Origin of the sequence: Pseudomonas soli, assembly GCF_021283165.2 — a bacterium.
Lineage (GTDB): Bacteria > Pseudomonadota > Gammaproteobacteria > Pseudomonadales > Pseudomonadaceae > Aquipseudomonas > Aquipseudomonas soli.
On the sequence record NZ_CP128543.1, the window covers coordinates 3,293,994 to 3,316,489 of the forward strand.

The window sequence follows — 22,496 nt, forward strand, 5'->3', positions numbered from 1 at the left end:
GATCAACGCAAAGTGGCGCGCATAGTAAGTGGCCATCATATTGACGTCAATTTGCCATCAGTCAGCTTTTTCGGAGACTTCGGTAGGAAGCTGCACAAGCGCCGATCCATAGCGCTTGCAGCCGACCACCGTACGCCCATCAGACAACCTCCCAGGCAAGCGTCTGATGGGCCTGCCTGATCAGGGCATTACTGGCGGGACATATTGCAACGTGGTGCCCAGGGCCCACAGCAACACCAGCACCAGTGGCACATGCACCAGCAACTGCACGAACGAGAAGCCGATCAGGTCACGCGCCTTGAGCCCCAACACCCCCAGCAGCGGCAGCATGTAGAACGGGTTGATCAGGTTCGGCAGCGCCTCGGCGGCGTTGTAGATCTGCACCGCCCAGCCCAGGTGGTATTGCAGGTCGTTGGCTACCAGCATCACGTACGGCGCCTCGATGATCCACTTGCCACCGCCGGACGGAATGAAGAAGCCAAGCACCGCCGAGTACACGCCCATCAGCAAGGCGTAGGTGTCATGGGTGGCGATCTGGGTGAAGAACAGCGAGATATGGTGAGCCAGGGTCTGGGCGTCCGCGCCCTTGACCTGGGTGAGAATGGCGGCGATCGAGCCGTACAGCGGGAACTGGATCAGCACCCCGGTGGTGGTCGGCACGGCGCGAGCCACGGCATCGAGGAAGCTGCGCGGGCGCCAGTGCAGCAAGGCACCGAGCATGATGAACAACAGGTTGTAGGTGTTCAGCCCGGAAATCGCGGTGATCGCCGGCTTGGTGGCGAACTCCTGGTACAGCCAGCCGGCGGCCAGGGCCACCAGCAGCAGGATCAGGATCGGGCTGTATTCCAGCCACTCACCCGGGCGCGTGCGCTGGGGCGAAGGTGGTGCGCTGAAGCTCGGGTCCACTCCACAATCCTGCGCGCTGCGGGCGCTGTTCGGGCCAGGCGCGGTGGCATAGGCGACGATCAGCGAGACGATCACCAGCGCGGCGAGCATCACCCCGGACTGCCAGAGGAAGATGGTCTCGGTGAACGGGATCACCCCGGTGATCGACAGGATCGACGGCGGCAGGCTGGCCGGGTTGGCCTGCAACTGCGCGGCCGACGACGACAGGCCCAGCGCCCACACCGCGCCCAGGCCCAGGTAGGCGGCGGCGCCGGCGGCGCGGTAGTCCATCTTCAGGTCGGTGCGGCGCGCCAGGGCGCGCACCAGCAGGCCGCCGAACACCAGCGACAGGCCCCAGTTGAGCAAGGAGGCGAGCATCGAGATCAGCGCCACCCAGCACACCGCCGAGCGGCCGTTCTTCGGCAGCCGCGCCAGGCGGTCGATCAGCCGGGCGGCGGGTGGCGAGCTGGCCACCACATAGCCACCGATGACCACGAAGGCCATCTGCATGGTGAACGGGATCAGGCTCCAGAAGCCGTCACCGAAGGCCTTGGCGGTGTCGGTGGGCTTGCCGCCCATGGCCAGGGCGCCGAGGGCCACCAGCATCACGGCCAGGGCGGCGAACACCCAGGAATCGGGGAACCAGCGTTCGGCCCAGTTGGAGCAGCGCAGGGCAAAGCGGGCGGAGCGGCTGTCTTGGATATCAGCGGCCACGATGTTTTCCTTTTTTGGTTTTATTGGTGGATTTTGCAACAGACAAGGCAAAGCCCTATGGAAGCGCAAGCGTGGAACGGGCTCGCCCCGCGACAGCGCCCGACCAGGCGATCGTGGCACCTGGGCTGACGTCATCGCGGGGCAAGCGCGCTCCCACAAGCCCCCTCAGGGGAATGTTGATTAGAAGGTCATTTCCTTGACATCGTCCGGCACGATCAGCTTGCCGGCAGTCTTCGCGACGATTTCCTCGACACTCACGCCCGGCGCGGTCTCGCGCAGGATGAAGGCGCCGTTTTCGATCTCCAGGTAGGCCAGGTCGGTCAGCACCTTGCGGATGCAGCCGGCACCGGTCAGCGGCAGGCTGCAAATGGGCAGCAGCTTGGACTCGCCGTCCTTGGAGGCATGGGTCATGGTGACGATGATGTTGTCGGCGCCGGCCACCAGGTCCATGGCGCCGCCCATGCCCTTGACCAGCTTGCCGGGGATCATCCACGAGGCGATGTTGCCCTGCACGTCCACCTCGAAGGCTCCGAGCACGGTGAGGTCGACATGGCCGCCACGGATCATGGCGAAGGATTGCGCCGAATCGAAGATCGACGCGCCACGGCGGGCGGTGACGGTCTGCTTGCCGGCGTTGATCATGTCGGCGTCGATGGTGGCTTCGGTGGGGAACTCGCCCATGCCCAGCAGGCCGTTCTCCGACTGCAGCATCACTTCCATGCCGTCGGGCACGTAGTTGGCCACCAGGGTGGGGATGCCGATGCCGAGGTTGACGTAGTAGCCGTCCTTGAGTTCACGGGCGACGCGTTGCGCCATTTGTTCGCGGGTCAATGCCATGGTCAGGATCTCTTTGTTGTTCTTGAGGGCGGCGCTCAGGCCTTGACGGTGCGCTTTTCAATGCGCTTCTCGAAGGTGCCGACGATGACCCGGTCGACATAGATGCCCGGGGTGTGGATCTCGCTGGGCAGCAGCACGCCAGGCTCGACGATCTCTTCGACCTCGACCACGGTGATCTTGCCGGCGGTGGCGGCCAGCGGGTTGAAGTTCTGCGCGGTGTTGCGGTACACCACGTTGCCGTAGTGGTCGGCCTTCCAGCCTTTGACGATGGCGAAGTCGCCGGTGATGGATTCTTCGAGGATGTACTTGCGACCGTTGAACTCGCGTACTTCCTTGCCTTCGGCAACCGGGGTGCCATAGCCGGTAGCGGTGAAGAAGGCCGGGATGCCGGCGCCGCCGGCGCGCATCTTCTCGGCCAGGGTGCCTTGCGGAGTGAGCTCCACTTCCAGTTCGCCGCTGAGCAGCTGGCGTTCGAACTCGGCGTTCTCGCCGACGTAGGAGGCGATCATCTTGCGGATCTGCCGGTCCTCGAGCAGCACGCCCAGGCCAAAGCCGTCGACGCCGCAGTTGTTGGAGACCACGGTCAGGCCCTTGACGCCACGGCGCTTGATTTCGGCGATGAGGTTCTCGGGGATGCCGCACAGGCCAAAGCCGCCGGCCAGCACGGTCATGTCGTCGGTCAGGCCCGCCAGGGCCTCTTCATAAGTTGCTACACGCTTGTCCAGTCCGGCCATGCTCAGTCGCCTTTTGTAGTTGTTGGAACCGTATGGTCATCTTCACTGTAGCCGACTGATTTGTTAATTTTGTTTTCGTCATCGATTGATAACTTTTCCAAAACAAAGGGTCAACCCCTCATGAACGTCAAGCAGCTGCGGGCCTTCGTCACCGTGGCCAAGTACCAGAGCTTCGCCCAGGCCGGCGAGCACCTGCACGTGTCGCAACCGGCCCTGAGCCTGACCATCAAGGCCCTGGAGGACAACCTCGGCGGCGCCCTGCTCACCCGCACCACCCGCAGCGTCAGCCTGACCCCCGAGGGCGAGGTGCTGCTGCCCCTGGCCAGGCGCCTGCTCGCCGATTGGGACGATACCGAGGAAATGTTGCGCCAGCGCTTCACCCTGCAACTGGGCCGGGTGTCGGTGGCGGCAATGCCGGCGTTCGCCGGCAATCTGCTGCCACGGTCGCTGAAGGTGTTTCGCCAGCGCTACCCCAAGGTCAATGTCACCGTGCACGACGTGATCAACGAGCAGGTGCTGGAACTAGTGCGCCATCGCCGCGTCGAACTGGGCATCGGTTTCGAGCCGGAAAGCAGCGAGGCGCTGCGTTTCCACCCGCTGTACATGGATCGCTTCGTCGCCGTGGTGCCGGCCGACTCGCCCCTTGCCCAGCAGCCCCAGGTGCGTTGGCAGGAGCTGCTGGCCGAGGACTTCATCGCCCTGCAGCGGCCATCTGCGGTGCGCCTGCTGCTCGAACAGCACCTGGCCGCCAACCATGGCAAGCTGGCGGTGGCCTTCGAGAGCCATCAGTTGTCGACCATCGGCCGCATGGTCGCCAGTGGTCTGGGAGTCAGCGCGGTACCGGCGCTGTGCATCGAGCAGATGCAGGAGCTCGGCGCCCGTTGCGTGCCGCTGGTCGATCCCACCGTGGAGCGGCGCATCGGCGTGATCGCCCTGGGCGATCACAAGCTGTCCAAGGCCGCCGAGGCGCTGCTCGATGTGCTGCTGACCCATACCCATCCACAGGAGGTGACATGCGTTACGTGAATCTGGCGGGCTCCCGCGTTCCGGCCATCGGCCAGGGTACCTGGTACATGGGCGAGGACCCGGGCCACAGGGCCGCCGAAGTGGCGGCGCTGCAACAAGGCATCGACCTGGGCCTGGGCCTGATCGACACTGCTGAAATGTACGCCGAGGGCGGCGCCGAACAGGTGGTCGGCCAGGCCATCGCTGGGCGCCGGGACCAGGTGTTTTTGGTCAGCAAGGTCTATCCGCACAATGCCAGCCGACGCGGTGTGCCGGCCGCCTGCGAGCGCAGCCTCCAGCGCCTGGGCACCGACTGCATCGACCTGTACCTGCTGCACTGGCGCGGCCAGTACCCGCTGGACGAGACGGTGGAAGCCTTCGAGCGGCTGATCGAGCAGGGCAAGATTCGCCGCTGGGGCGTGTCCAATTTCGACCTCGACGACCTGCGCGAACTGGATAACAGGGCCTGCGCCACCAACCAGGTGCTGTACAACCCGGCCGAGCGTGGCATCGAATTCGACCTGCTGCCGTGGAGCCGCGAGCAGGGCTTGCCAACCATGGCCTACTGCCCGTTGGCCCAGGCCGGGCGCTTGCTGGGTCACCCGGTGCTGACGCAGATCGCCGAGCGCCATGGCGCCACGCCGGCCCAGGTGAGCCTGGCCTGGGTCACGCGCAATGATGGGGTGATCGCGATTCCCAAGGCGGTGGATCCGCAGCATGTGCGCTTGAATGCGGCGGCGGCCGACCTGGTGCTTGCCGAAGAGGACCTGCAAGCCATCGAGCAGGCGTTCCCGGCTCCGACACGCAAGCAGCGACTGGCGATGGTCTGAGGCTTAATGAAAGTCCCGGCTGCGCACATCAAGCCCCTGCAACAGCGGGCTGATGTCTTCCAGGCGCCGGGCGATCAGGTGCCGCACCCCGCTCTCCTGCTCCAGCCGCCCGCTCACCTTGAGCAACTTCGAACCTACCAGCTCGCGCCGTTGGCGCTCTGCCAGGTCGCGCCAGACCACTACGTTGACCATGCCATGCTCGTCCTCGAGGGTGACGAAGGTCACGCCACTGGCGGTCTGTGGTCGCTGGCGCCCGACCACGATGCCGGCGACGGCGATGCTGTCGCCATGCTCGACCCCTGCCAGCTCCCTTGAACTGCGACACCCCAGCGCGCGCAAGCGTGTCCGCAACAGGGTCAGGGGGTGCGGCCCGAGGGTGGTGCCCAGGGTGTCGTAGTCGGCGGCCAGGTCTTCGGCAATGCTGGGTGCAGGCAAGGCCACCGCCTGTTCAAGTGTCGATTCAACCTCGGCGAACAACGGCAGTTGCGCCTGCACCGCCGCCACCTGCCAGCGCGCCTGGTGGCGGTCGCCAGCCAGCCCGCGCAGTGCCCCGGCATCGGCCAGGCGCGCCCGGGCCCGGCCATCGAGCCGGGCGCGCAGGCACAGGTCCTCGACATCCCGCCAGGGGCGCTGCGCCCTCGCCTGCTCCAGGCGCCGGGCATCGACCTCGCTGAAGCCGCGGATCTGGCGCAGGCCCAGGCGGATGGCCAGTTCGTTCTCGCCCAGTGCCTCCAGGGTGCAATCCCACTCGCTGTGGAACACATCCACCGGGCGCACCTCGATGCCCTGGCGGCGCGCCTCCTGCAGCAACTGGTCGGGGCTGTAGAAGCCCATCGGCCAGCTGTTGACCAGCGCGCAGGTGAAGATTGCCGGCTCATGGCACTTGAGCCAGCTGCTGGCGTAGCACAAAAGGGCAAAGCTGGCGGCGTGGGACTCGGGGAAACCGTAGCTGCCAAAGCCCTTGATCTGCTCGAAGATACGCTCGGCAAAGGCCAGCTCGTAGCCATTACGGAGCATGCCCGCGATCAGCCGCTCGCGGTGCGGCTCCAGGCCGCCATGGCGCTTCCAGGCGGCCATGCTGCGGCGCAACTGGTCGGCCTCGCCGGGGCTGTAGTCGGCGGCGACCATGGCCAGCTCCATCACCTGCTCCTGGAACAGCGGCACGCCCAGGGTGCGCTCGAAGACGGCCTTGAGCTTTTCCGATGGGTAGGTGACCGGCTCCTGCTTCAACCTGCGGCGCAGATATGGATGAACCATGTCGCCCTGGATCGGCCCCGGACGGACGATGGCCACCTCGATCACCAGGTCGTAGAACTTCACCGGTTTGAGCCGGGGCAGCATGGCCATCTGCGCCCGCGACTCGATCTGGAACACGCCCATGGTCTCGGCGCGGCCGATCATGGCGTAGGTGGCCGGGTCTTCCTTGGGCAGGGTCGCCAGCGTGTACTCGCGGCCCCGGTGCCGGGCGATCAGGTCGAAGCAGCGGCGCAGCGCGCTGAGCATGCCCAGCGCCAGCACGTCGACCTTGAGCAGGCCGACCATGTCCAGGTCGTCCTTGTCCCACTGGATCACCGTGCGCTCGGCCATCGCCGCGTTCTCCACCGGTACCAGCTGGTCCAGCGGCTGCTCGGAGATGACGAAGCCTCCCGGGTGTTGCGACAGGTGCCGGGGAAAGCCGATCAGCTCCCCCGCCAGCACCAGGATGCGCCGCAACGACGGGCTGTGCGCATCGAACCCGGCCTCGGACAGGCGGGCGGCATCCGGGATGCGGTCGCTCCAGCGCCCGCAGCACTTGGCCAGGGCGTCCACCTGGTCGGCCGGCAGGCCGAGCACCCGCGCCACATCGCGCACCGCGCCGGCGGCGTGGTAGCTGCTGACCACCGCGGTGAGCGCCGCCCGGTGCCGGCCGTAGCGCTGGAACACGTACTGGATCACCTCTTCGCGGCGCTCATGCTCGAAATCCACGTCGATGTCCGGCGGCTCGTTGCGCTCGCGGGAAAGGAAGCGTTCGAACAGCAGGCGGTGCTCCATCGGGTCGAGTTCGGTGATGCCGAGGACGAAGCACACCACCGAGTTGGCCGCCGAGCCGCGCCCTTGGCAGAGGATGCGCTGGCGGCGGGCGAAGGCGACGATGTCGTGGACGGTGAGGAAGTAGCTCTCGTAGCCCAGTTCCTCGATCAGCGCCAGCTCCTGCTCCAGCACCATGCGCACCTTGTCGCTCGGGCCCTGGGGCCAGCGCTCGGGCAACCCTCGGCGGCACAGCTCGCGCAGCCAGCTGGCCGGGGTCTGCCCCTCGGGCACCAGCTCACGCGGGTATCGGTATTGCAACTGCGACAGGTCGAACGTGCACCGCGCCGCGACCTGCGTGGTCTGCGCGAGCAGATCGTCGGAGTACAGCTCGCGCAACTGCTCGAGCGACCTCAGGTGACGCTCGCCATTGGCGAACAGGTACCGCCCCGCCTCGGCGACCGCGCAATGTTCGCGGATGGCGGTCATGCAGTCCTGCAGCGCCCGCCGGCCACGCACGTGCATGTGCACATCGCCGCAGGCCACCAGCGGAATATCGAGCCGTGCCCCTAGCGCGCGCAGGTAAGCCAGGCGCTGGGCGTCGTCGGCCCCGCGGTGCAGGTGCAGCGCCAGCCACAGGCGCCCGGCGAACAGCGGCTGCAGCCAGGCCCCGGCGCTGTCGCCTGGCTCGGCCACCCACAGCGCCAGCAAGCCCTGGTGATGGGCCTCGAGGTCCTCGACGAGCAACTGGTAGCTGCCCTTCTGCGAACGCCGCCGGGCGCGGGTGATCAAGGCGCAGAGGCTCTGGTAGCCGGCAAGGTCCTGTGCCAGCAGGACCAGCTTCGGCCCCTGGTGCACCCGCACCTCGCTGCCGACGATCAACCGCACCTGATGCTGCTTTGCCGCCTGCCAGGCCCGGACGATGCCTGCCAGGGTGCATTCGTCGGTGATCGCCAGGGCCTGGTAACCCTGCTCGCGGGCGCGGCGGAACAGCTCGTCGGCACTGGAGGCGCCACGCTGGAAACTGAAGTTCGACAGGCAGTGCAGCTCGGCGTAGCCGGGGGCGCTCATGCGAACCAGCCTTGCAGCCACAACGGCCCCGGGGCCGCGAGGTCGCGGAAGGCCCAGCCGCGCAGGCCATCACGGGTTTCGATGCGGTAGTAGTCGCGCCGCACATCACCACCGTCCCACCAGCCGGACTCGATGCGCTCGGCCTGTCCGAGCAGTTGCAGGCCGGTCTCGGCCAGCACCTGAGGCACCGGCAGCAACCAGCCGGGGCGTCGACCAGGGGCCATCACCAAATGGCCCTGCCCACCCTGCTCCACTCCTTGCCAGGCGCACTCGGGGCGATGATCGGCCTCGGCACGCAAGCCTTTGACCGCGTCATCGCCCAGCCGCGCGCGCAGGCGCTCGCGCAGTTGGTCCCAAGGCTGGGCCTGCTGCGCACGCGGGTCGAACAGCGCCTGGTGCTGGGGCACGAACGGTGGCAGGTCGGCGGCCAGCAGCCGCAGGTTGCGCACCGGCGCCGGGATGCGCAGCGGCTCCAGGCGGCCACGGGCAAGCTCGAACAACAGCGAGGCGTCGCGCTCGGCGGCCAGCAGGCCGACCTTGAGCACGGTGTCGGCGCCTTCGGCATGCTCCAGGTGCAACTCGAACCGCTGCACGCCACAGTCACGCCCGGCGAGAAAAGCCGCCAGGTCGTGGATAAGACGACGCAGGGGGAACAGCAGCGCCTGGTGCGACTCGACGTCGAAGTTCAGCTCCAGCCGCGCCTCGAAACGGTCGGGCGGCTGGTAGAAATCCAGCCCCAGGCTACGCAGGCCGAGCAGTTGGTCCAGGTGCAACTGCACCTGGGCGCTGAAACGCCTGGCCAGGGCATCCCGGGGTAACGCCAGTACCTGCCCGAGGCGGCGCAGGCCCATGCGGGCGAAGGCTTCGGCTGCCTCGCTGGGCAGGCCGACACGCTCGACGGGCATGTCGAGCAAGGCGTCGCGGGTTGCCTGCGGGCAGTTCAGCGCCAGGCCATCATGGCCGTTGGCGAGCATTCTCGCCGCCACCGGGTTGCTGGCCAGCACGATGCGCTGGCGCAAGCCGAGTGCCGCCAGTTCCTCGCGCAGGCGCGCCTCGAACGACGGCCACGGGCCGAACAGTTGCAGGCTCGAGCCCACTTCCAGCAACAACGCACGGGGATAGTGCAGGCTGACCTGGGCGCTGAAACGGTAGGCCCAGGCCGCGAGCAACTGTTGCAGTTGCTCGATACGCGCCGGTTCGACATCGACGCAGGCGAAACCGTCGGCCAGGGCACGGGCGGCGGTCAATGCCTGGCCGGCGCGCAGGCCCAGCGCACTGGCTGCCGGGTTGACCGCCCGCAGCACGCGGCGCTGGGGCGGCCCGCCAAGCAGCACCAGCGGTGCCTCGGGGTCGTCGCGCTCGCGCAGGACAGTGTCCAGCGCCAGCTGGGGAAACAGGATGCAGGCCCAGAGCATGGCGCATCACCCCTGCCCTGGGCAGGCGATGGGTGCGGCAGGCGGCAGGCCACCCCGGCACTTGAGCACGCGCCACTGTGCCGGGCGCAGGTCGAGGGCAATGCGCAGGGCGGCGGGCGAAGGGTTCAGCGCGGCCTGTCGCGGGCGGCAGGCGAACGCCAGCGCGTTGCCGGTTTCCGCGGCCACTTGCAAACGCCGCAGCGCCCGATCATCGGCACGCTCCGGCCAGCACAACACCGCGGCGCAACTGCCCGAGCGCAGGCACTGCTCGGCCGCCCACAGGGCATCGCCGGCCTCGGCGTCGACCTGCACCAGCCAGCGCAGGTCGACTCCGGCAGCCTGCCAGGCCGGTGCATAAGGGATGAACGGCGGCGCCACCAGCACCACCCGCTGCCCTTCCCCACTCAGCCGGGCAAGCGTGGGCCAGAGCAACTGCAACTCACCGCAGCCGGGGCTGGCCAGCAGCAGCTCGCTGAGCGACGCCGCCGGCCAACCGCCTTCCGGCAGCCGACCATCGAGGGTGGCATGCCCGGTGGGCTGCAGGCCCTGCGGGCGCGCCCGGGCCTGCCGCCCGCGCCATACCTGGCGCTGGTCGAGCAGCCGGTCGAGTTCGACCACCGCGCCCATCAGTCACGCCTCAGCAAGCCGCAGAACACGCCTTCAATGAAGAACTCGCGCTCGGGGCTCACATCGATGGGGGCATAGGCCGGGTTGCGCGGCAGCAGGCGATAACCGCCGCGGATGCGCTGCAGGCGTTTGATGGTCACCTCGCCGTCGAGCCGGGCGACCACGATCTGCCCGTCGCGGGCCTCGCCCTGCTGGCGAATGCCGACCAGGTCACCGTCGAAGATGCCGTCGTCGACCATCGAGTCGCCGCGCACCTTGAGCAGGTAGTCAGGGGTACGCCGGAACAGGCTGGGGTCGAGCAGCAACTGCTCGTGGATATCGAGGTCGGGCCCGATCGGCGCACCGGCGGCGACCTGGCCGAGCACCGGCACTTCGAGGATCTCGGGCCGGCGCAGCGGCTCGGCCAGGCGGATACCCCGCGCCTGGTTGGGGGTGACGTCGATGAAGCCGCCCTGGCTCAGGGCGGTGATGTGCTTGCGCGCCACGCTGCGCGAAGCGAAACCGAAGCGCTCGGCGATGTCGGCCAGCGACGGCGGCTGGCCTTGATCGGTGATGCGCTCGCGGATGAATTCGAGGATGGCGCGGCGTTTGGGGGATAAATTGTCCATGGAGCACATTTGTACTCCTTTCTGCGAAAACTGAACAGACCCCTTCGTCGCTGGCCTTCCGCGCCCAGGCTCAGTAGCGAATGGACAAAGCGATCGCCTCGTTTGGCGTCTGGTGTTTCTCCAGTAGCGCGAGTACGTCCTTCTTCAGTTGCGCCTGCTTGTCGATCAGCGGCAGGTCGCGGAACTTGTAGTCCAGGTCGGCATAGCTCTCCGAGACACCGGCATTGAGGTGGTTCTTGCCGAAGGTGTGCACGATGTGCTTGGACTTCCAGATGTCGTACTGGCTGAACACCTGTTCCGCGGGCAAGTGCTTGGCGACCGCGAACGGCAGCCGGGTCAGCAGGCAGTAGTTCATCTTGTACTTGTGGAACTGGTAGTGCTCCAGGGAGTGGACGAACGATACGTACCAGATATAGGTGGCGATCACTTCGATGTTGAAGGCCTTGTCATTGGCCTGGCACGGCAGGTTGACATAGCGGCACAGCTCGGCGACCCAGTTGTTGATGTAGGGCTCGGAGCCGTCGCGCAGCAGGTCGTCGTAACTGGCCGTGACGAACTTCAGCACCGCCGCGTAGTAGTCGCGGTACTGGGCGTTGAGTGCGTGCTGGCCATTGAGGTACTGGTCGAACGGGATGGCGAACTTGATCTCGAATTTCTGGGTCAGCGCCTGGTCTTCGGTGTCGCGCTTGTTGTACATGTTCAGGGCGTTTTCATAGCCGACCTTGTAGAAGGTCTGCGCCGAGTAGTAGCCGATGCAGCTGTAGAGGAACTTGTCGGCGATGCCTGTGGTTTCGCGCAGCGACAGCGGCGATTCCTTGAACTGGTGGTTGAGCATCAGGATATAGGCGGTGTGCGGGTCCATCAGCTTGTGGAAGTTGGAGCCCTTGGGCACCAGGTTGAACAGGAACGCCGCTCCCATTTCGGCGAAGAACAGGTGATGGTGCAGGTGCGCGCCGAGGATGAAGAACACCATGGTGTTCGACATGAAGTAGACCTTGGCCAGGTCCCAGTGCGGCTCGCCCGGGCCGACGCTGAAGCCGTCGCGCAGGGTGATGCGCATGCTGTCGGTGGCGAAGTCCTGGGCGATGGAAATGCTGGCCACGTCGAACACCGAGCTGGACAGGCGGATCTCGCGGGTGAAATCACGCATGTCGAAGGTCGATACGCCATCGACCGTCTGCAGGTAATGGGTGATCTGCGACGACATCAGGAAGACTTTCAGGTCCTCGTCGGAAATCGCCGTCGGTTGCGGGAACTGGCCCAGCGGTACTTTGTAGTAGTCGCGGTTGGCCTTGATGATCGACTGGATGTAGTTATGGTAGACCTTGTCTTTTCTCCAGCGATAGACCAGTTCGGCGGGCAGTTTCTTGGGGATGTAGCCCATGTGGTAGTCAGTGCCCGGGATCGCCGTGCTCTCCATCGAGATGGAGTCGCGGTTGTAGTGGCGGTAGCCGAAGTAGCGCGGCAGCAGCCATTTCAACTGCACCCACTTCCAGGCCAGGAAACTGGCGCTGAGATTGATCGCGTACAGCGACAACAGCAACGGTACGAACTTTACGTAATACAGGCCGATGTACACATGCTTCAATGGCTCGGCCCGGGTCTTGCTCATCAACAGGATCACCGGGCTGGCGGTGATGAAAAACGCCAGCAGGATAACTTCCAGCATGCTTCAAACTCCTTGTTCGATCGCTTTGTTCTTCTTGCGGCTTGCGCCGTAGCTGTACAGGCAGGCGCCTGTGAAAATCACGTTGACGACGCTCCAGATGAGCGCGGCGTCGGGGCTGTACCAAGTCGTCAGATCGAAGGCCGGCAGGTTCATCAGCGGGGCGTCGCCGGCGATAGTGCGCACGAACAGGTAGAAGCCGAAGGTGTAGGCGCGGGCCTGGAAGTACAGGTCGGAGCGGCGCAGGAGCAAGGCGTAGGCCACCGGCGCCAGCAACAGCGGCAGTGCGTAGCCGAAGGTGGTGATCCGCGCCGAGTACAGGAAACACAGGTTCCAGGTGGTGTACAGGTAGGGCCAGTAGGCCGGGACGCGCACCACGAAATCACTGTGGCGGCCTGAGATCTCCCAGTGTTGGCGCGAGTACGGCAGGCACAGGATCAGGCCCACGGCGGCGACGATGTTGAGGACGTTGCCGGTTTGCCAGTCGATCACTGAGGCTTCGATGATGTTGAGCACGATCACCAGGTAGATGAGCTTGTAGATGAAACCTTCGATTTTCGGCCTGTACCTGGCGTAAGCCAGGAAGCACATGGGCAGCAGCACGCTGATGGTCTTGATGCGCATGAACAGGTTGGCGTTCGGCACCAGTAACGCCGGCAGCGCCAGCACGAAGAAGGTCAGGCCCACCAGGCGGTAGCGCCTGAACAGCTCGGCGACCAGCAGCAAGACCGCGAAAAGAACCAACATCAACAACAAGGTGTTCGGCATGAGGTGTTTCCCTACTCATTCATGGATCGACGTGGGCCAGGCGCGAATGGCGGGCACGGCAAAGCCTGCCGCGCGCGGCGCCAGGCCAGAGGCCCGGTGCCGTGGAGCAATGGACGGATTACGTGGGTGTGGTGTTTGCCAAGTGGGCCGAGACGCGACCTGGCTCAGGCCTTGCCGAGCACGTGGGCCTCAGCCTCAAGCCATTTCCTGATGGCTTCGGGCATCGGCGCGGTAGTGGGTTCGACCTTGAGCTTTTCGGCGATCACCGCGTTGGCGACCAGGCCTTTGCGACCGACCCAGGCGCCCTTGGAATAACCAGTCACCACCACTTCACCGGCACGGTTGAAGAAGGTGTACTGGAAGTAGGTCCAGCTCTCGTCGAGGCAGCAGATGCTGAACTCGGCGGTGTATTGTTCGAACATGGAAAGTTGCTTTTTATAGACGACCAGATTACCGCCGAGCATGGGTTTCCAACCCAACTTGAAGGCAGGAATAAGGATCTTCGCACGCAGGCAAAGTTCCAGCATGAACAGATCGACAATCGTCATGTAACGGCCGTTGTTCATGTGTTTATTGATGTCTATATCGTTCGGCCAGACCCGCAGCGTACGCTGCAGCGTTTCGGTCAGGGCCATCGGCGGCTTGAAGAAACCGCGCAGAATAGCCAGCAACAGACGGATGTAGAGATTCATCCAGTTATCCCTCCCTAGGATTTTTATTATCGTTCCCTGTTCGGTCACCCGTTGTTTTTTCGGGTGGCCGCAAGCGGCGCGTTGCAGGCCTGCTTGTTTAATTCCGGAGCGGGGCGAAAGCTAACAGCTTTCAACAGGAGCAACCAGTGGCAACAGCCTCAATTAAACGGAAAAACGCAACTGAATAACCGGTCACGTTTGGACTTTATATCCAATTGATGCTGAAACGTTTGTTGGTTGATGACATATCTATCCGTAGTGATGCACATCAGTCTGTGGTGCTGCTCAGTGCCCGGCGCAGTGCCTCGGGCAGATCAACCGGTTGCTTGCTATCGGAGCAGACGCATACCTGGGTCATGCTGGCGCGGAAACATGACTCGCCACTGGCTCCTACCCCTTCCACATTGAAACTGAACGATGTGCGGCCGAGCGGCCCGCTGCTGACGTGCACGCGGATCAGGTCGTCCCAGGCCATCGGCGCCAGGAACTCGATGGACAATGCCCTTGCCGGCGGCATGACACCCATGGCGAACAGCTTGCGCAGGCCTTCGCCGCCCAGCTGGTGGGAAAGAAACTCGTGGATCGCCTCGATGACGAAGTAACTGATACGCGGCGTGTAGACGATCCCGGCGGGGTCGCAATCGCCGAACAGGATCTTGCGGGTGGTGACGAAAGGCATGGGGTGGGTGCTCCGTGCAGTGGATGCCTGGCAGCCGATAGTAACCGTTCAGGGTCTCTTGGGGCTGGAGCGTTTGCTCGGCAGCCCCACTGCCTGTGAGACTTGTGCCGAAAACGCGAAAGAACCGGCCAACTGCACTTTCCAATGCTGATGGCATAAGATGCTGCTGAATGGTTTCTCCCCCTTAAGGATGCCCGATGCTGACCGCCCTGCTGTTCGATCTCGATGGGACCCTCACCGATACCGACACGCTGCACTTGCAAGCCTTCCGCAAGCTGCTGTACGACTACGATGGCCGCAAGCTGACTCAGGAGCAGTTCAACACCCAGGTCAGCGGACGCTCCAACGGTCTGTTGTTCGCCGAGCTGTTTCCCCAGGCCGATGCCACCCACCGCCAGGTCCTGGCCGAGCGCAAGGAGGCGTTGTTCCGCGAACTGTCGCCAACCCTGACACCAATGCCCGGCCTGCTGCATCTGCTGGCACATGCCGAGCAGCACGGCATCGGCATGTGCGTGGTGACCAACGCGCCGCGCCTGAACGCCGAGCACATGCTCGGGGCCATGGGCCTTGGCGAGCGTTTCGGCCATGTGCTGGTCGCCGATGAGCTGGCACGGCCCAAGCCCGATCCCCTGCCCTACCTCACCGGGCTGCAGTGCCTGCAGGCCCAGGCCGGGCAGGCGCTGGCCTTCGAGGACTCGCTGCCTGGCGTCAAGGCGGCTGTCGATGCCGGCATCTTTACCGTGGGCCTGGCCACTACCCAGCCGGCCGAACGACTGCTGGAAGCCGGGGCGCGGCTGGTGATCGAAGACTATGACGATCCGCGGTTGTGGGATGTGATCGGACGGATGCAAGAGACGGCCTGATCAACTGACACCTCATGGCTTTTTCCACCGGCAGGTCGACCTGAGTTTTGCAAACGTTCGAATTGTTGCCGTTGCCGTTGCCGTTGCCGTTGCCGTTGCCGTTGCCGTTGCCGTTGCCGTTGCCGATCAGGAGTCTAGCGCCCTACCCAGCTAGCGACAGCTGCGTCAGCCCAGGCGCCGCCCGTAACTTCGCGACTTCAGGAGGCCGAACGGAGGTCTTGCGGAGGGAGGTGACGGGCATGGATGCCCGTCAAGCGCTGCGCCCCAGGATGGGGCGTTCAGCGCGGTCCTCCCGGGAGCAAGGCCGGAGTGAGGGAACCCGGAGCGAAGCGGAGGGCCGGATGAATGGAGCGCTGTACGGATCACCCACATGGGTTACACAAAAGTTCACTCACATAGGTGACAACACCTTGAGTGTTACATAACCATCAGTGGCATCCCGCACATCGACTCTGCCAAGGATGATGGGACCGAAAATAACATCCCAGACGCCATCCCCAACCTGCTCCAGTCCAATGGTCTGGTGCTTGAGCACATAACCTACGTAGATCCTCAAGCCCCGGCGATTGATGATGCCGGAGCTATCAGCCGGCAAGCTCTCGATATGACTGGGATAGGTCATTTCGGGGAGCTTTTCAGGGAATGGGCGTGGAGATGGCTGGTAGCAAGACGCCGGTGTTTTCTGCTTCAGCGCTTCATGCAAGCGCTCGTGATTGTAGTGCTGCCGAAAGCGATCAAAGTGCCGTTGTTGAGCCTCCCAGGCCACTGCCGGCGGCGATGGGAGCGTGCTTTTGAGCGTTCGATGCATGCGCTCGTGGCGGCCATTTTGTTCAGGCCGACCAGGCGCAATGCGCTCGGGAATGATGCCTAGACGCAGCCACCAGATCGACAGCTGAGAAAGTCCCGCACGCCCCTTACTGGCAAACGGCACACCGTTATCGGTACGAATCCGCTCAGGCAAACCATTCTCTCGGAACACTTGGGTGAAAACGGCCTGGGTTTCCAGCAGGTTGGTATTGGGCATGCTGTGGCAGGCGAGCAGGAAACGACTGGCGTGATCCATGATCGTCAGCGGATAGCACCAGACGCCTGCACCTGTCAGAAATTGACCTTTGTAGTCCGCACTGAACAGCTGGTTAGGCGACTCGGCCTTCTCCAGGGGCTTGGGATAGACCGCTACACGCTGACGTAAGCGGCGTGGTTTGACCAATTGGGCTTTCTTGAGGATGTTGTAGATCGCTGTCTTCGAGGGCGGCGCCTGATCAGGGAAACGCTCCTGCAGCGCAGCCTGGATCTTTTTCGGCCCCGGTTCCGTTTCGCCTCGACTGCGCAATTCGATGATGGCTTCGCGAACTGCGGCGGGTACGACCCAATCCTGGTTCAACCGGCGGCGGCTGCGTTCTTCCAGCCCCGAAGGCCCCTCTTTCTCATATCGCTCGACCCATTTGTAGCCGGTCTTTCGGCTGATCTCGTAGGCCTGGCACAGGGCGCTGAAGCTGGGCGGCCCCTGCAGGTAATCCGCAATGAAAAGCATTTTAAGGTCCATAGGTTTCAGCTCTCGCCAAGGCATGGTCAGATCCTCGAAAACCGACCCTGCCAGTTAAAGACTGTTACCTATGTGCGTGAACTGATTTGTAACCCATGTGGGTGAGTCATACCGCGCACGGTTTTTGGTTCCTTTTTGCCACGACAAAAAGGAACTCGCCGTAAAGGCGAAAAGGTGACTGTGCGTCGACATCGTAAATGAATGCACTTACCACTATAAAAACCGATGCCGATTGTCTTTGACTTTGACTTTGACTTTGACTTTGACTTTGACTTTGACTTTGACTTTGACTTTGACTTACACAGTGTGTGTTTTGAAATTTATATGCGCATTCATTTCCGACGGTGACGCATAATCACCTTTCCGCCCTTACGGCGGGTCCCTTTTTGAAGGATCAAAAAGGAACCAAAAAATCCTCGCTCCATTCATCCGGCCCCTACGCTTCGCTCCGGGGTCCCGGGAGGACCGCGCTGAACGCCCCATCCTGGGGCGCAGCGCTTGACGGGCATCCATGCCCGTCACCTCCCTCCGCAAGACCTACGTTCGGCCTCCTGAAGTCGCAATTTGTGTCGCCTGAACTATCGCGCGCTTAGAAGCAAAAGCAGAGCGAGAGCGAGAGCGAGAGCGAGAGCGAGAGCGAGAGCGAGAGCGAGAGCGAGAGCGAGAGCAAACTGCTCGTGATCAACGGTAAATGCAAACTCCCGGTTCCGGATCAACCATTCGTCGATAACGGATACAAACTGTCGAATTACCTAAAGGCCATCCGACTACGGGGTGAACCCCCAAGCGTGGAGTCACGCCCATGAGCCATCCAGCCCCCAAACACCCCGTGGCAACCCGCAGCCAATGGCTCGCCGCCCGCCAGCAGCTCTGGCTGCACGAGAAGGCCTTCACCCATCAACGCGACGAGCTCGCCGCCGCCCGCCGCGCCCTGCCCTGGGTAGCGGTGGAGCAGGACTACCGTTTCCAGGGCCCGGACGGTGAGCTGGGCCTGGTTGAGCTGTTCGCCGAGCGCAGCCAGTTGCTGGTCTATCACTTCATGTTCGCCGACGGCTGGCACGAAGGCTGCCCGGGCTGCTCGTTCCTGGCCGACCACTTCGACGGCGCCAACCTGCACCTGGCCCACCACGATGTTTCCCTGGTGGCGGTTTCGCAGGCGCCCTATGCCGAGTTCCAGGCGTTCCGCAAGCGCATGGGCTGGCACTTCCCATGGTTCTCCTCGCACGGCAGCCGCTTCAACCAGGATTTCGGCGTCACTGTCGCCACCGATGGCAGCGCCCAGTACAACTACGAACCCTACACCGGCGACGAAACGGAGCTGCCCGGGCTCAGCGCGTTCTACCGCGATAGCGACGGCAGCCTGTACCACACCTACTCCACCTATGCCCGGGGGCTGGACATCCTGATCAATGCGTACAACTTCCTCGACCTCGCGCCCCTGGGGCGCAACGAGGACAGGACTATGGACTGGGTGCGGCATCATGATCGCTATGAAGGTGCCAGTGGCAAGCCGCACTGCTGCAAGGAGTGAGTTTCCGGCAGGTCAGATCGCCTGCACCGCCAGCAACTCTGTCAAGACCTCGGCCAGTGCCTTGACCATCACATCTGCCGTGGGACGATGCACGATGACGATCTCGTAGCTGTCCACCTCCGGCAGCCCCTGCTCGATGCCCAGCACCCGGTGCTCGAGCAGCGCTGCCCGCGGCGGCAGCAGGCTGATACCCATGCCGTCGGCCACCGCCGCCTGGATACCGCTGAGGCTCGAGCTGGTGAAGCTGATGCGCCAGCGCCGGCCCATGCCTTCGATCGCGCTGATCATGTCATCGCGGTACAGCCCGCGGGGCGGAAAAGTCACCAAGGGAATCGGGTCGAGATCGAAAGACGGCATGCGCGCGCTGTCGATCCATTGCAGGCGCTCCGGCCAGCAGGCCACGCCCTCGCGGCTGTTGCGCCGCTGCTTGAGCAGCACCAGGTCGAGCTCGCCGTTGTCATAGGCCTGGCTGAGATCGCGGCATAGCCCGCTGGTGACTTCCAGCTTGACCTGGGGGTGCTGCCGGCTGAACGCGGACAACGCATTGGTGGTGCGCCCGCCGACGAAATCCTCCGGCACGCCCAGGCGCACGGTTACCCCGACCATGGCCCCAGCCAACGCCTCGAGCATCTGGTCATTGAGGGCCAGCATGTGCCGCGCATAACCGAGCAGGGTCTGCCCGGCATCAGTGGGCAGCACATCGCGGTTGCCACGCACAAGCAGGCGGTGGCCGACCATGTCCTCGAGGCGGCGGACCTTCTGGCTGATGGTCGACTGAGTGGAATGCAGGCGCGCCGCGGCGGTGGTGAAACTGCCGCAGTCAGCCACCACGACGATGGCGCGCAGCAGGTCGAGGTCGAACAGGGCCCTATTTGGTTTTACGCTGGCAGACATCTTGATATTCAAATTCTGAATGACAAGCCTGACTTCTACCACGGGTAGCGATACCCGGCAACATGCGCAAATACACTGGGATCCATCCAGATTATTCACTTCTGCTACAAACACAGGCCGCCTAGCATGGACCCTCGTCCTATCAGGAGCCGACCACCATGCGCCTGCCGTTCACCGCCTTGCTGCTGACCCTGTTCACCAGCCTTGCCAGCCATGCCGAGATCCCTGCCATGAACACTGCGTTGCTCGATGCCGCTCGCCGCGGCGATGCCCCTGCCGTGCGTCAACTGCTCGATCGGGGCGCGCAGGCCGATAGCCGCAACGACCAGGGCCAGACCGCGTTGCTGGTGGCCACCCACGCCAATGAAGTGGAAGCCGCCAAGGTACTGATCGAGGCCGGCGCCGACGTCAACGCCAAGGACAATATCAACGACAGCCCCTACCTGTACGCGGGCGCACGGGGGCTGGACGACATCCTGCGCCTGACCCTGGCCCATGGCGCCGACCTGAAGAGCACCAACCGCTACGGTGGTACCGCGCTGATCCCGGCCGCCGAACGCGGGCATGTGAGCACCGTGCAGTTGCTGATCGCGGCCGGTGTCGATGTGAACCACCTCAACCGCCTGCACTGGACCGCGTTGCTCGAGGCGGTGATCCTCGGCGATGGCGGCCCGCGGCATGTGGAAATCGTGCGCCAATTGCTGGCGGCCGGGGCTGACCCGCTAATTGCCGACAAGGACGGCGTGACTGCGCTGGAGCATGCGCGCCAACGCGGTTATCGCGAAATGGTCACCTTGCTGGAAAGCCCCAAGCGCCGCTGACGCGGCAGTTATTCCACAGCTTCGAACGGCAGACCCACATAGTTCTCGGCGATATTCGCCAGCCCCGCCGCCGACCCCAGGTAGTACTCGCGATCGGCCGCCTGCATCTTGCGGTCCCAGTCATCCTGGTGTTCGCCGAAGTCATGCAGCAGCTGGGTCATGAACCAACTGAAGCGCTCACCCTTCCATACCCGCCGCAACGCCATGGGCGAATACTGCGCCAGCAGGTCGGTGCGCCCCTCGCGGTAGACCTTGACCAGGATCCGGTACAGGTAGTTGACGTCCGAGGCTGCCAGGTTCAGGCCCTTGGCGCCGGTGGGCGGCACGATGTGGGCGGCGTCGCCGACCAGGAACAGGCGGCCATGCTGCATCGGCTCGACCACCAGGCTGCGCAGCGGCGCGATGCTCTTCTCCAGCGCAGGCCCGGTCACCAGTTGTTCGGCCACCGCCTGTGGCAGGCGCGCCTTGAGTTCGGTCCAGAAGCGCTCGTCGGACCAGTCCTCGACCCGCTCTTGCAGCGGCACCTGCAGGTAGTAGCGGCTGCGCGTCTGCGAGCGCTGGCTGCACAGCACGAAACCGCGTTCGTGATGGGCGTAGATCAGCTCATGGTTGACCGGCGGGGTATCGGCCAGCAGTCCCAGCCAGCCGAACGGATAGACCCGCTCGTACACCTTCAGCACGCTGGCCGGGATGCTCTGCCTGGCCACGCCATGGAAGCCATCGCAGCCGGCGATGTAATCGCACTCGACCCGGTGCTGGCGACCGTCCTTGTCGAACGTCAGGTAAGGCCGCGGCCCCTCGATGTCATGGGGCTGGACATTGTTGGCCGCATAGATGATCGGCGCCCCACTCAGCTCGCGAGCCTGCATCAGGTCGCGGGTGACCTCGGTCTGGCCGTAGACCATCACCGTCTTGCCAGCGGTCAGTGCCTTGAGGTCAAGACGCTGGCGATGACCACCGACCAGCAACTCGACCCCTTCATGGACCAACCCTTCGCGATCCATGCGCTGGGCCACGCCGGCTTCGCGCAGCAACTCGACCGTGCCCTGTTCGAGCACGCCGGCACGGATGCGCCCCAGCACATAGTCCGGGGTCTGGCGCTCGACGATCAGCGTATCGATGCCGGCGTTGTGCAGCAGCTGGCCGAGCAGCAGGCCGGACGGGCCGGCGCCGATGATTGCAACCTGAGTCTTCATTGTTGTTGTCTCACGATGACGATGCCGGCTTTGCACTGGCAAAGGCCGCGCATCTGCTGTTAGGGTTTGCACCTGTATTTTTACTGCTGAAAAATGTGCAGAACGTGCGAAATCCGTTTTGAAAACTGCACTTTCTTGAAATTCGTTCGATTAACGGACAGACCCTACCCCATGCACAGCCCCCTTCCCGGCATCCCGTTGTTCCAGCTGTATGGCGAGCACCGCGCCTGGCCGGATACCGACCTGCTGCACTGCGAGTCGATCCCGGCGCGCAGCCGTCTGCACCACTGGGAGATCAAGCCGCACCGGCACGCCGAACTGTTCCAGCTGCTCTATGTGCAGCGCGGCGAGGCACAGGTGGAGATCGAGGGCGAACGCCGGGTGATTCGCGAGGCGGCGATCCAGGTGGTGCCGCCGCTGACTGTCCATGGCTTTCGCTTCAGCGCCGATATCCAGGGGCATGTGCTGACGTTCGGCACGGCCTTGGTGGTCGATCTGGAAAAGCGCCTGGGCGCGCCCCTGAGCGTGCTGGCGGCGGCACGGTGCTACCCGCTGGGCAAGGACCGCATGCGCCTGCACGGCCTGATCGACACGCTGCAGCAGGAGTACCAGGGCAGCGCCCCGGCCCGCGGCCCCATGCTGCAGGCATTGGTCACCGCGCTGATGGTGTGGATCAACCGCCAACAAGCCGCCTTGCCAGCGCGCAGCCAGGACGAACGGGACCAGCAGTTGCTCGGCCGTTACCTGCGCCTGGTCGAGGCGCATTACCGCGAGCACCTTGCCGTGGACGATTTCGCCGCGCGCCTGGGCATCACCAGCCTGCTGTTGAACCAGCTGTGCCGGGCGCTGGCCGGGCAATCGGCGTTGCAGGTGATCCACCAGCGCCTGCTGCTCGAAGCACGGCGCAATCTTGCCTACACGCGCATGAGCATCAGCCAGTTGTCCGACAGCCTGGGGTTCAGCGACCCGACCTACTTTGCACGGTTCTTCAAACGGCTCGACGGGCAGACGCCCAAGGCATACCGCAAATCCGTGAGTGTCTGAGCGGGGCTGCAAGCACAGCGCTTGCTTGACGTATACGTCAACCTGGCATTAGGTTACTCGCAT

20 protein-coding genes are annotated in these 22,496 nt (G+C 64.2%); 6 read left to right on the forward strand and 14 right to left on the reverse strand.

The features are described 5' to 3' along the window. Nucleotides 1-180 precede the first annotated feature (180 nt). From LU688_RS15215 to LU688_RS15225, 3 genes are all read right to left on the reverse strand, one after another. A complete protein-coding gene (locus LU688_RS15215) occupies nt 181-1,599 on the reverse strand; it encodes a short-chain fatty acid transporter (RefSeq protein WP_094012630.1) in 1,419 nt (472 codons plus the stop codon). 180 nt (nt 1,600-1,779) lie between these two features. Beyond that, entirely contained in the window at nt 1,780-2,436 is a 657-nt protein-coding gene (locus LU688_RS15220) for a CoA transferase subunit B (protein ID WP_160291324.1), read from the reverse strand. Between the two features lie 35 nt (nt 2,437-2,471). Next, nucleotides 2,472-3,170, reverse strand: a complete 699-nt coding sequence (locus LU688_RS15225) for a CoA transferase subunit A (RefSeq protein WP_023632552.1) — start codon at nt 3,168-3,170, stop codon at nt 2,472-2,474. A 120-nt stretch (nt 3,171-3,290) separates the two neighbouring features. Between LU688_RS15225 and LU688_RS15230 the strand changes: the two genes are divergently transcribed. Continuing rightward, nucleotides 3,291-4,196, forward strand: coding sequence for a LysR family transcriptional regulator (locus LU688_RS15230; protein WP_038706217.1), 906 nt, complete (start codon nt 3,291-3,293; stop codon nt 4,194-4,196). Further along, nucleotides 4,184-5,005, forward strand: a complete 822-nt coding sequence (locus LU688_RS15235) for an aldo/keto reductase (protein WP_104443783.1) — start codon at nt 4,184-4,186, stop codon at nt 5,003-5,005. The genes LU688_RS15230 and LU688_RS15235 overlap by 13 nt, the downstream gene beginning before the upstream one ends. Nucleotides 5,006-5,008: 3 nt before the next feature. Here the strand turns inward: LU688_RS15235 and LU688_RS15240 are convergent, their stop codons facing one another. The 8 genes from LU688_RS15240 to LU688_RS15275 form a co-directional block, all read right to left on the reverse strand. Further along, nucleotides 5,009-8,083 (reverse strand): error-prone DNA polymerase, encoded by a 3,075-nt coding sequence (locus LU688_RS15240; RefSeq protein WP_104443782.1) that lies wholly within the window; start codon nt 8,081-8,083, stop codon nt 5,009-5,011. After that, entirely contained in the window at nt 8,080-9,498 is a 1,419-nt protein-coding gene (locus LU688_RS15245; RefSeq protein WP_038706220.1) for a Y-family DNA polymerase, read from the reverse strand. Before LU688_RS15245 ends, LU688_RS15240 begins: the two co-directional genes overlap by 4 nt. Nucleotides 9,499-9,504: 6 nt before the next feature. Further along, nucleotides 9,505-10,125 (reverse strand): translesion DNA synthesis-associated protein ImuA, encoded by a 621-nt coding sequence (gene imuA / locus LU688_RS15250; RefSeq protein ID WP_038706221.1) that lies wholly within the window; start codon nt 10,123-10,125, stop codon nt 9,505-9,507. After that, the gene (gene lexA, locus LU688_RS15255; protein WP_094012631.1) at nt 10,125-10,733 is read right to left on the reverse strand and encodes a transcriptional repressor LexA; all 609 of its coding nucleotides are present in this window, start codon (nt 10,731-10,733) and stop codon (nt 10,125-10,127) included. The genes imuA and lexA overlap by 1 nt, the downstream gene beginning before the upstream one ends. Before the next feature lie 70 nt (nt 10,734-10,803). Continuing rightward, nucleotides 10,804-12,402, reverse strand: a complete 1,599-nt coding sequence (locus LU688_RS15260; protein ID WP_023630673.1) for a hypothetical protein — start codon at nt 12,400-12,402, stop codon at nt 10,804-10,806. 3 nt (nt 12,403-12,405) lie between these two features. After that, nucleotides 12,406-13,167 carry a hypothetical protein gene (locus LU688_RS15265; RefSeq protein ID WP_094012625.1) on the reverse strand — a complete coding sequence of 254 codons (762 nt, stop codon included), beginning with the start codon at nt 13,165-13,167 and terminating at the stop codon, nt 12,406-12,408. A gap of 164 nt (nt 13,168-13,331) precedes the next feature. Next, nucleotides 13,332-13,859 (reverse strand): thioesterase family protein, encoded by a 528-nt coding sequence (locus tag LU688_RS15270; protein ID WP_052062209.1) that lies wholly within the window; start codon nt 13,857-13,859, stop codon nt 13,332-13,334. Nucleotides 13,860-14,127: 268 nt separating this feature from the next. Further along, nucleotides 14,128-14,538 carry an acyl-CoA thioesterase gene (locus LU688_RS15275; RefSeq protein WP_094012624.1) on the reverse strand — a complete coding sequence of 137 codons (411 nt, stop codon included), beginning with the start codon at nt 14,536-14,538 and terminating at the stop codon, nt 14,128-14,130. Between the two features lie 197 nt (nt 14,539-14,735). Here LU688_RS15275 and LU688_RS15280 point away from each other — a divergent pair, with 197 nt between their 5' ends. Then, a complete protein-coding gene (locus LU688_RS15280) occupies nt 14,736-15,401 on the forward strand; it encodes an HAD family hydrolase (protein WP_160291409.1) in 666 nt (221 codons plus the stop codon). A gap of 391 nt (nt 15,402-15,792) precedes the next feature. Here LU688_RS15280 and LU688_RS15285 read toward each other — a convergent pair whose 3' ends face one another. Then, nucleotides 15,793-16,971 carry an integrase core domain-containing protein gene (locus LU688_RS15285; RefSeq protein WP_104444790.1) on the reverse strand — a complete coding sequence of 393 codons (1,179 nt, stop codon included), beginning with the start codon at nt 16,969-16,971 and terminating at the stop codon, nt 15,793-15,795. A 778-nt stretch (nt 16,972-17,749) separates the two neighbouring features. Between LU688_RS15285 and LU688_RS15290 the strand changes: the two genes are divergently transcribed. Continuing rightward, nucleotides 17,750-18,478, forward strand: coding sequence for a DUF899 domain-containing protein (locus LU688_RS15290; RefSeq protein WP_160291317.1), 729 nt, complete (start codon nt 17,750-17,752; stop codon nt 18,476-18,478). Between the two features lie 12 nt (nt 18,479-18,490). Here LU688_RS15290 and LU688_RS15295 read toward each other — a convergent pair whose 3' ends face one another. Further along, complete coding sequence (locus tag LU688_RS15295; RefSeq protein WP_023631572.1) at nt 18,491-19,372, reverse strand: LysR substrate-binding domain-containing protein; 882 nt, start codon at nt 19,370-19,372, stop codon at nt 18,491-18,493. Nucleotides 19,373-19,530: 158 nt separating this feature from the next. Between LU688_RS15295 and LU688_RS15300 the strand changes: the two genes are divergently transcribed. Further along, nucleotides 19,531-20,193, forward strand: coding sequence for an ankyrin repeat domain-containing protein (locus LU688_RS15300; RefSeq protein ID WP_023631571.1), 663 nt, complete (start codon nt 19,531-19,533; stop codon nt 20,191-20,193). Between the two features lie 8 nt (nt 20,194-20,201). On the opposite strand, the gene pobA is transcribed toward LU688_RS15300, so the two are convergent. Further along, complete coding sequence (gene pobA / locus LU688_RS15305) at nt 20,202-21,389, reverse strand: 4-hydroxybenzoate 3-monooxygenase (protein WP_023631570.1); 1,188 nt, start codon at nt 21,387-21,389, stop codon at nt 20,202-20,204. A gap of 171 nt (nt 21,390-21,560) precedes the next feature. Here pobA and LU688_RS15310 point away from each other — a divergent pair, with 171 nt between their 5' ends. Beyond that, nucleotides 21,561-22,433 carry a helix-turn-helix domain-containing protein gene (locus LU688_RS15310; protein ID WP_023631569.1) on the forward strand — a complete coding sequence of 291 codons (873 nt, stop codon included), beginning with the start codon at nt 21,561-21,563 and terminating at the stop codon, nt 22,431-22,433. Nucleotides 22,434-22,496: the final 63 nt, after the last annotated feature.

Excerpts from the sequence above, each read along its gene's own strand:
- LU688_RS15220 (WP_160291324.1), bottom strand. The coding sequence starts at position 2,436 with ATGGCATTGACCCGCGAACAAATGGCGCAACGCGTCGCCCGTGAACTC.
- LU688_RS15225 (WP_023632552.1), bottom strand. The coding sequence starts at position 3,170 with ATGGCCGGACTGGACAAGCGTGTAGCAACTTATGAAGAGGCCCTGGCG.
- LU688_RS15230 (WP_038706217.1), top strand. The coding sequence starts at position 3,291 with ATGAACGTCAAGCAGCTGCGGGCCTTCGTCACCGTGGCCAAGTACCAG.
- LU688_RS15235 (WP_104443783.1), top strand. The coding sequence starts at position 4,184 with ATGCGTTACGTGAATCTGGCGGGCTCCCGCGTTCCGGCCATCGGCCAG.
- LU688_RS15240 (WP_104443782.1), bottom strand. The coding sequence starts at position 8,083 with ATGAGCGCCCCCGGCTACGCCGAGCTGCACTGCCTGTCGAACTTCAGT.
- LU688_RS15245 (WP_038706220.1), bottom strand. The coding sequence starts at position 9,498 with ATGCTCTGGGCCTGCATCCTGTTTCCCCAGCTGGCGCTGGACACTGTC.
- imuA (WP_038706221.1), bottom strand. The coding sequence starts at position 10,125 with ATGGGCGCGGTGGTCGAACTCGACCGGCTGCTCGACCAGCGCCAGGTA.
- lexA (WP_094012631.1), bottom strand. The coding sequence starts at position 10,733 with ATGGACAATTTATCCCCCAAACGCCGCGCCATCCTCGAATTCATCCGC.
- LU688_RS15260 (WP_023630673.1), bottom strand. The coding sequence starts at position 12,402 with ATGCTGGAAGTTATCCTGCTGGCGTTTTTCATCACCGCCAGCCCGGTG.
- LU688_RS15265 (WP_094012625.1), bottom strand. The coding sequence starts at position 13,167 with ATGCCGAACACCTTGTTGTTGATGTTGGTTCTTTTCGCGGTCTTGCTG.
- LU688_RS15270 (WP_052062209.1), bottom strand. The coding sequence starts at position 13,859 with ATGAATCTCTACATCCGTCTGTTGCTGGCTATTCTGCGCGGTTTCTTC.
- LU688_RS15275 (WP_094012624.1), bottom strand. The coding sequence starts at position 14,538 with ATGCCTTTCGTCACCACCCGCAAGATCCTGTTCGGCGATTGCGACCCC.
- LU688_RS15280 (WP_160291409.1), top strand. The coding sequence starts at position 14,736 with ATGCTGACCGCCCTGCTGTTCGATCTCGATGGGACCCTCACCGATACC.
- LU688_RS15285 (WP_104444790.1), bottom strand. The coding sequence starts at position 16,971 with ATGCCTTGGCGAGAGCTGAAACCTATGGACCTTAAAATGCTTTTCATT.
- LU688_RS15290 (WP_160291317.1), top strand. The coding sequence starts at position 17,750 with ATGAGCCATCCAGCCCCCAAACACCCCGTGGCAACCCGCAGCCAATGG.
- LU688_RS15295 (WP_023631572.1), bottom strand. The coding sequence starts at position 19,372 with ATGTCTGCCAGCGTAAAACCAAATAGGGCCCTGTTCGACCTCGACCTG.
- LU688_RS15300 (WP_023631571.1), top strand. The coding sequence starts at position 19,531 with ATGCGCCTGCCGTTCACCGCCTTGCTGCTGACCCTGTTCACCAGCCTT.
- pobA (WP_023631570.1), bottom strand. The coding sequence starts at position 21,389 with ATGAAGACTCAGGTTGCAATCATCGGCGCCGGCCCGTCCGGCCTGCTG.
- LU688_RS15310 (WP_023631569.1), top strand. The coding sequence starts at position 21,561 with ATGCACAGCCCCCTTCCCGGCATCCCGTTGTTCCAGCTGTATGGCGAG.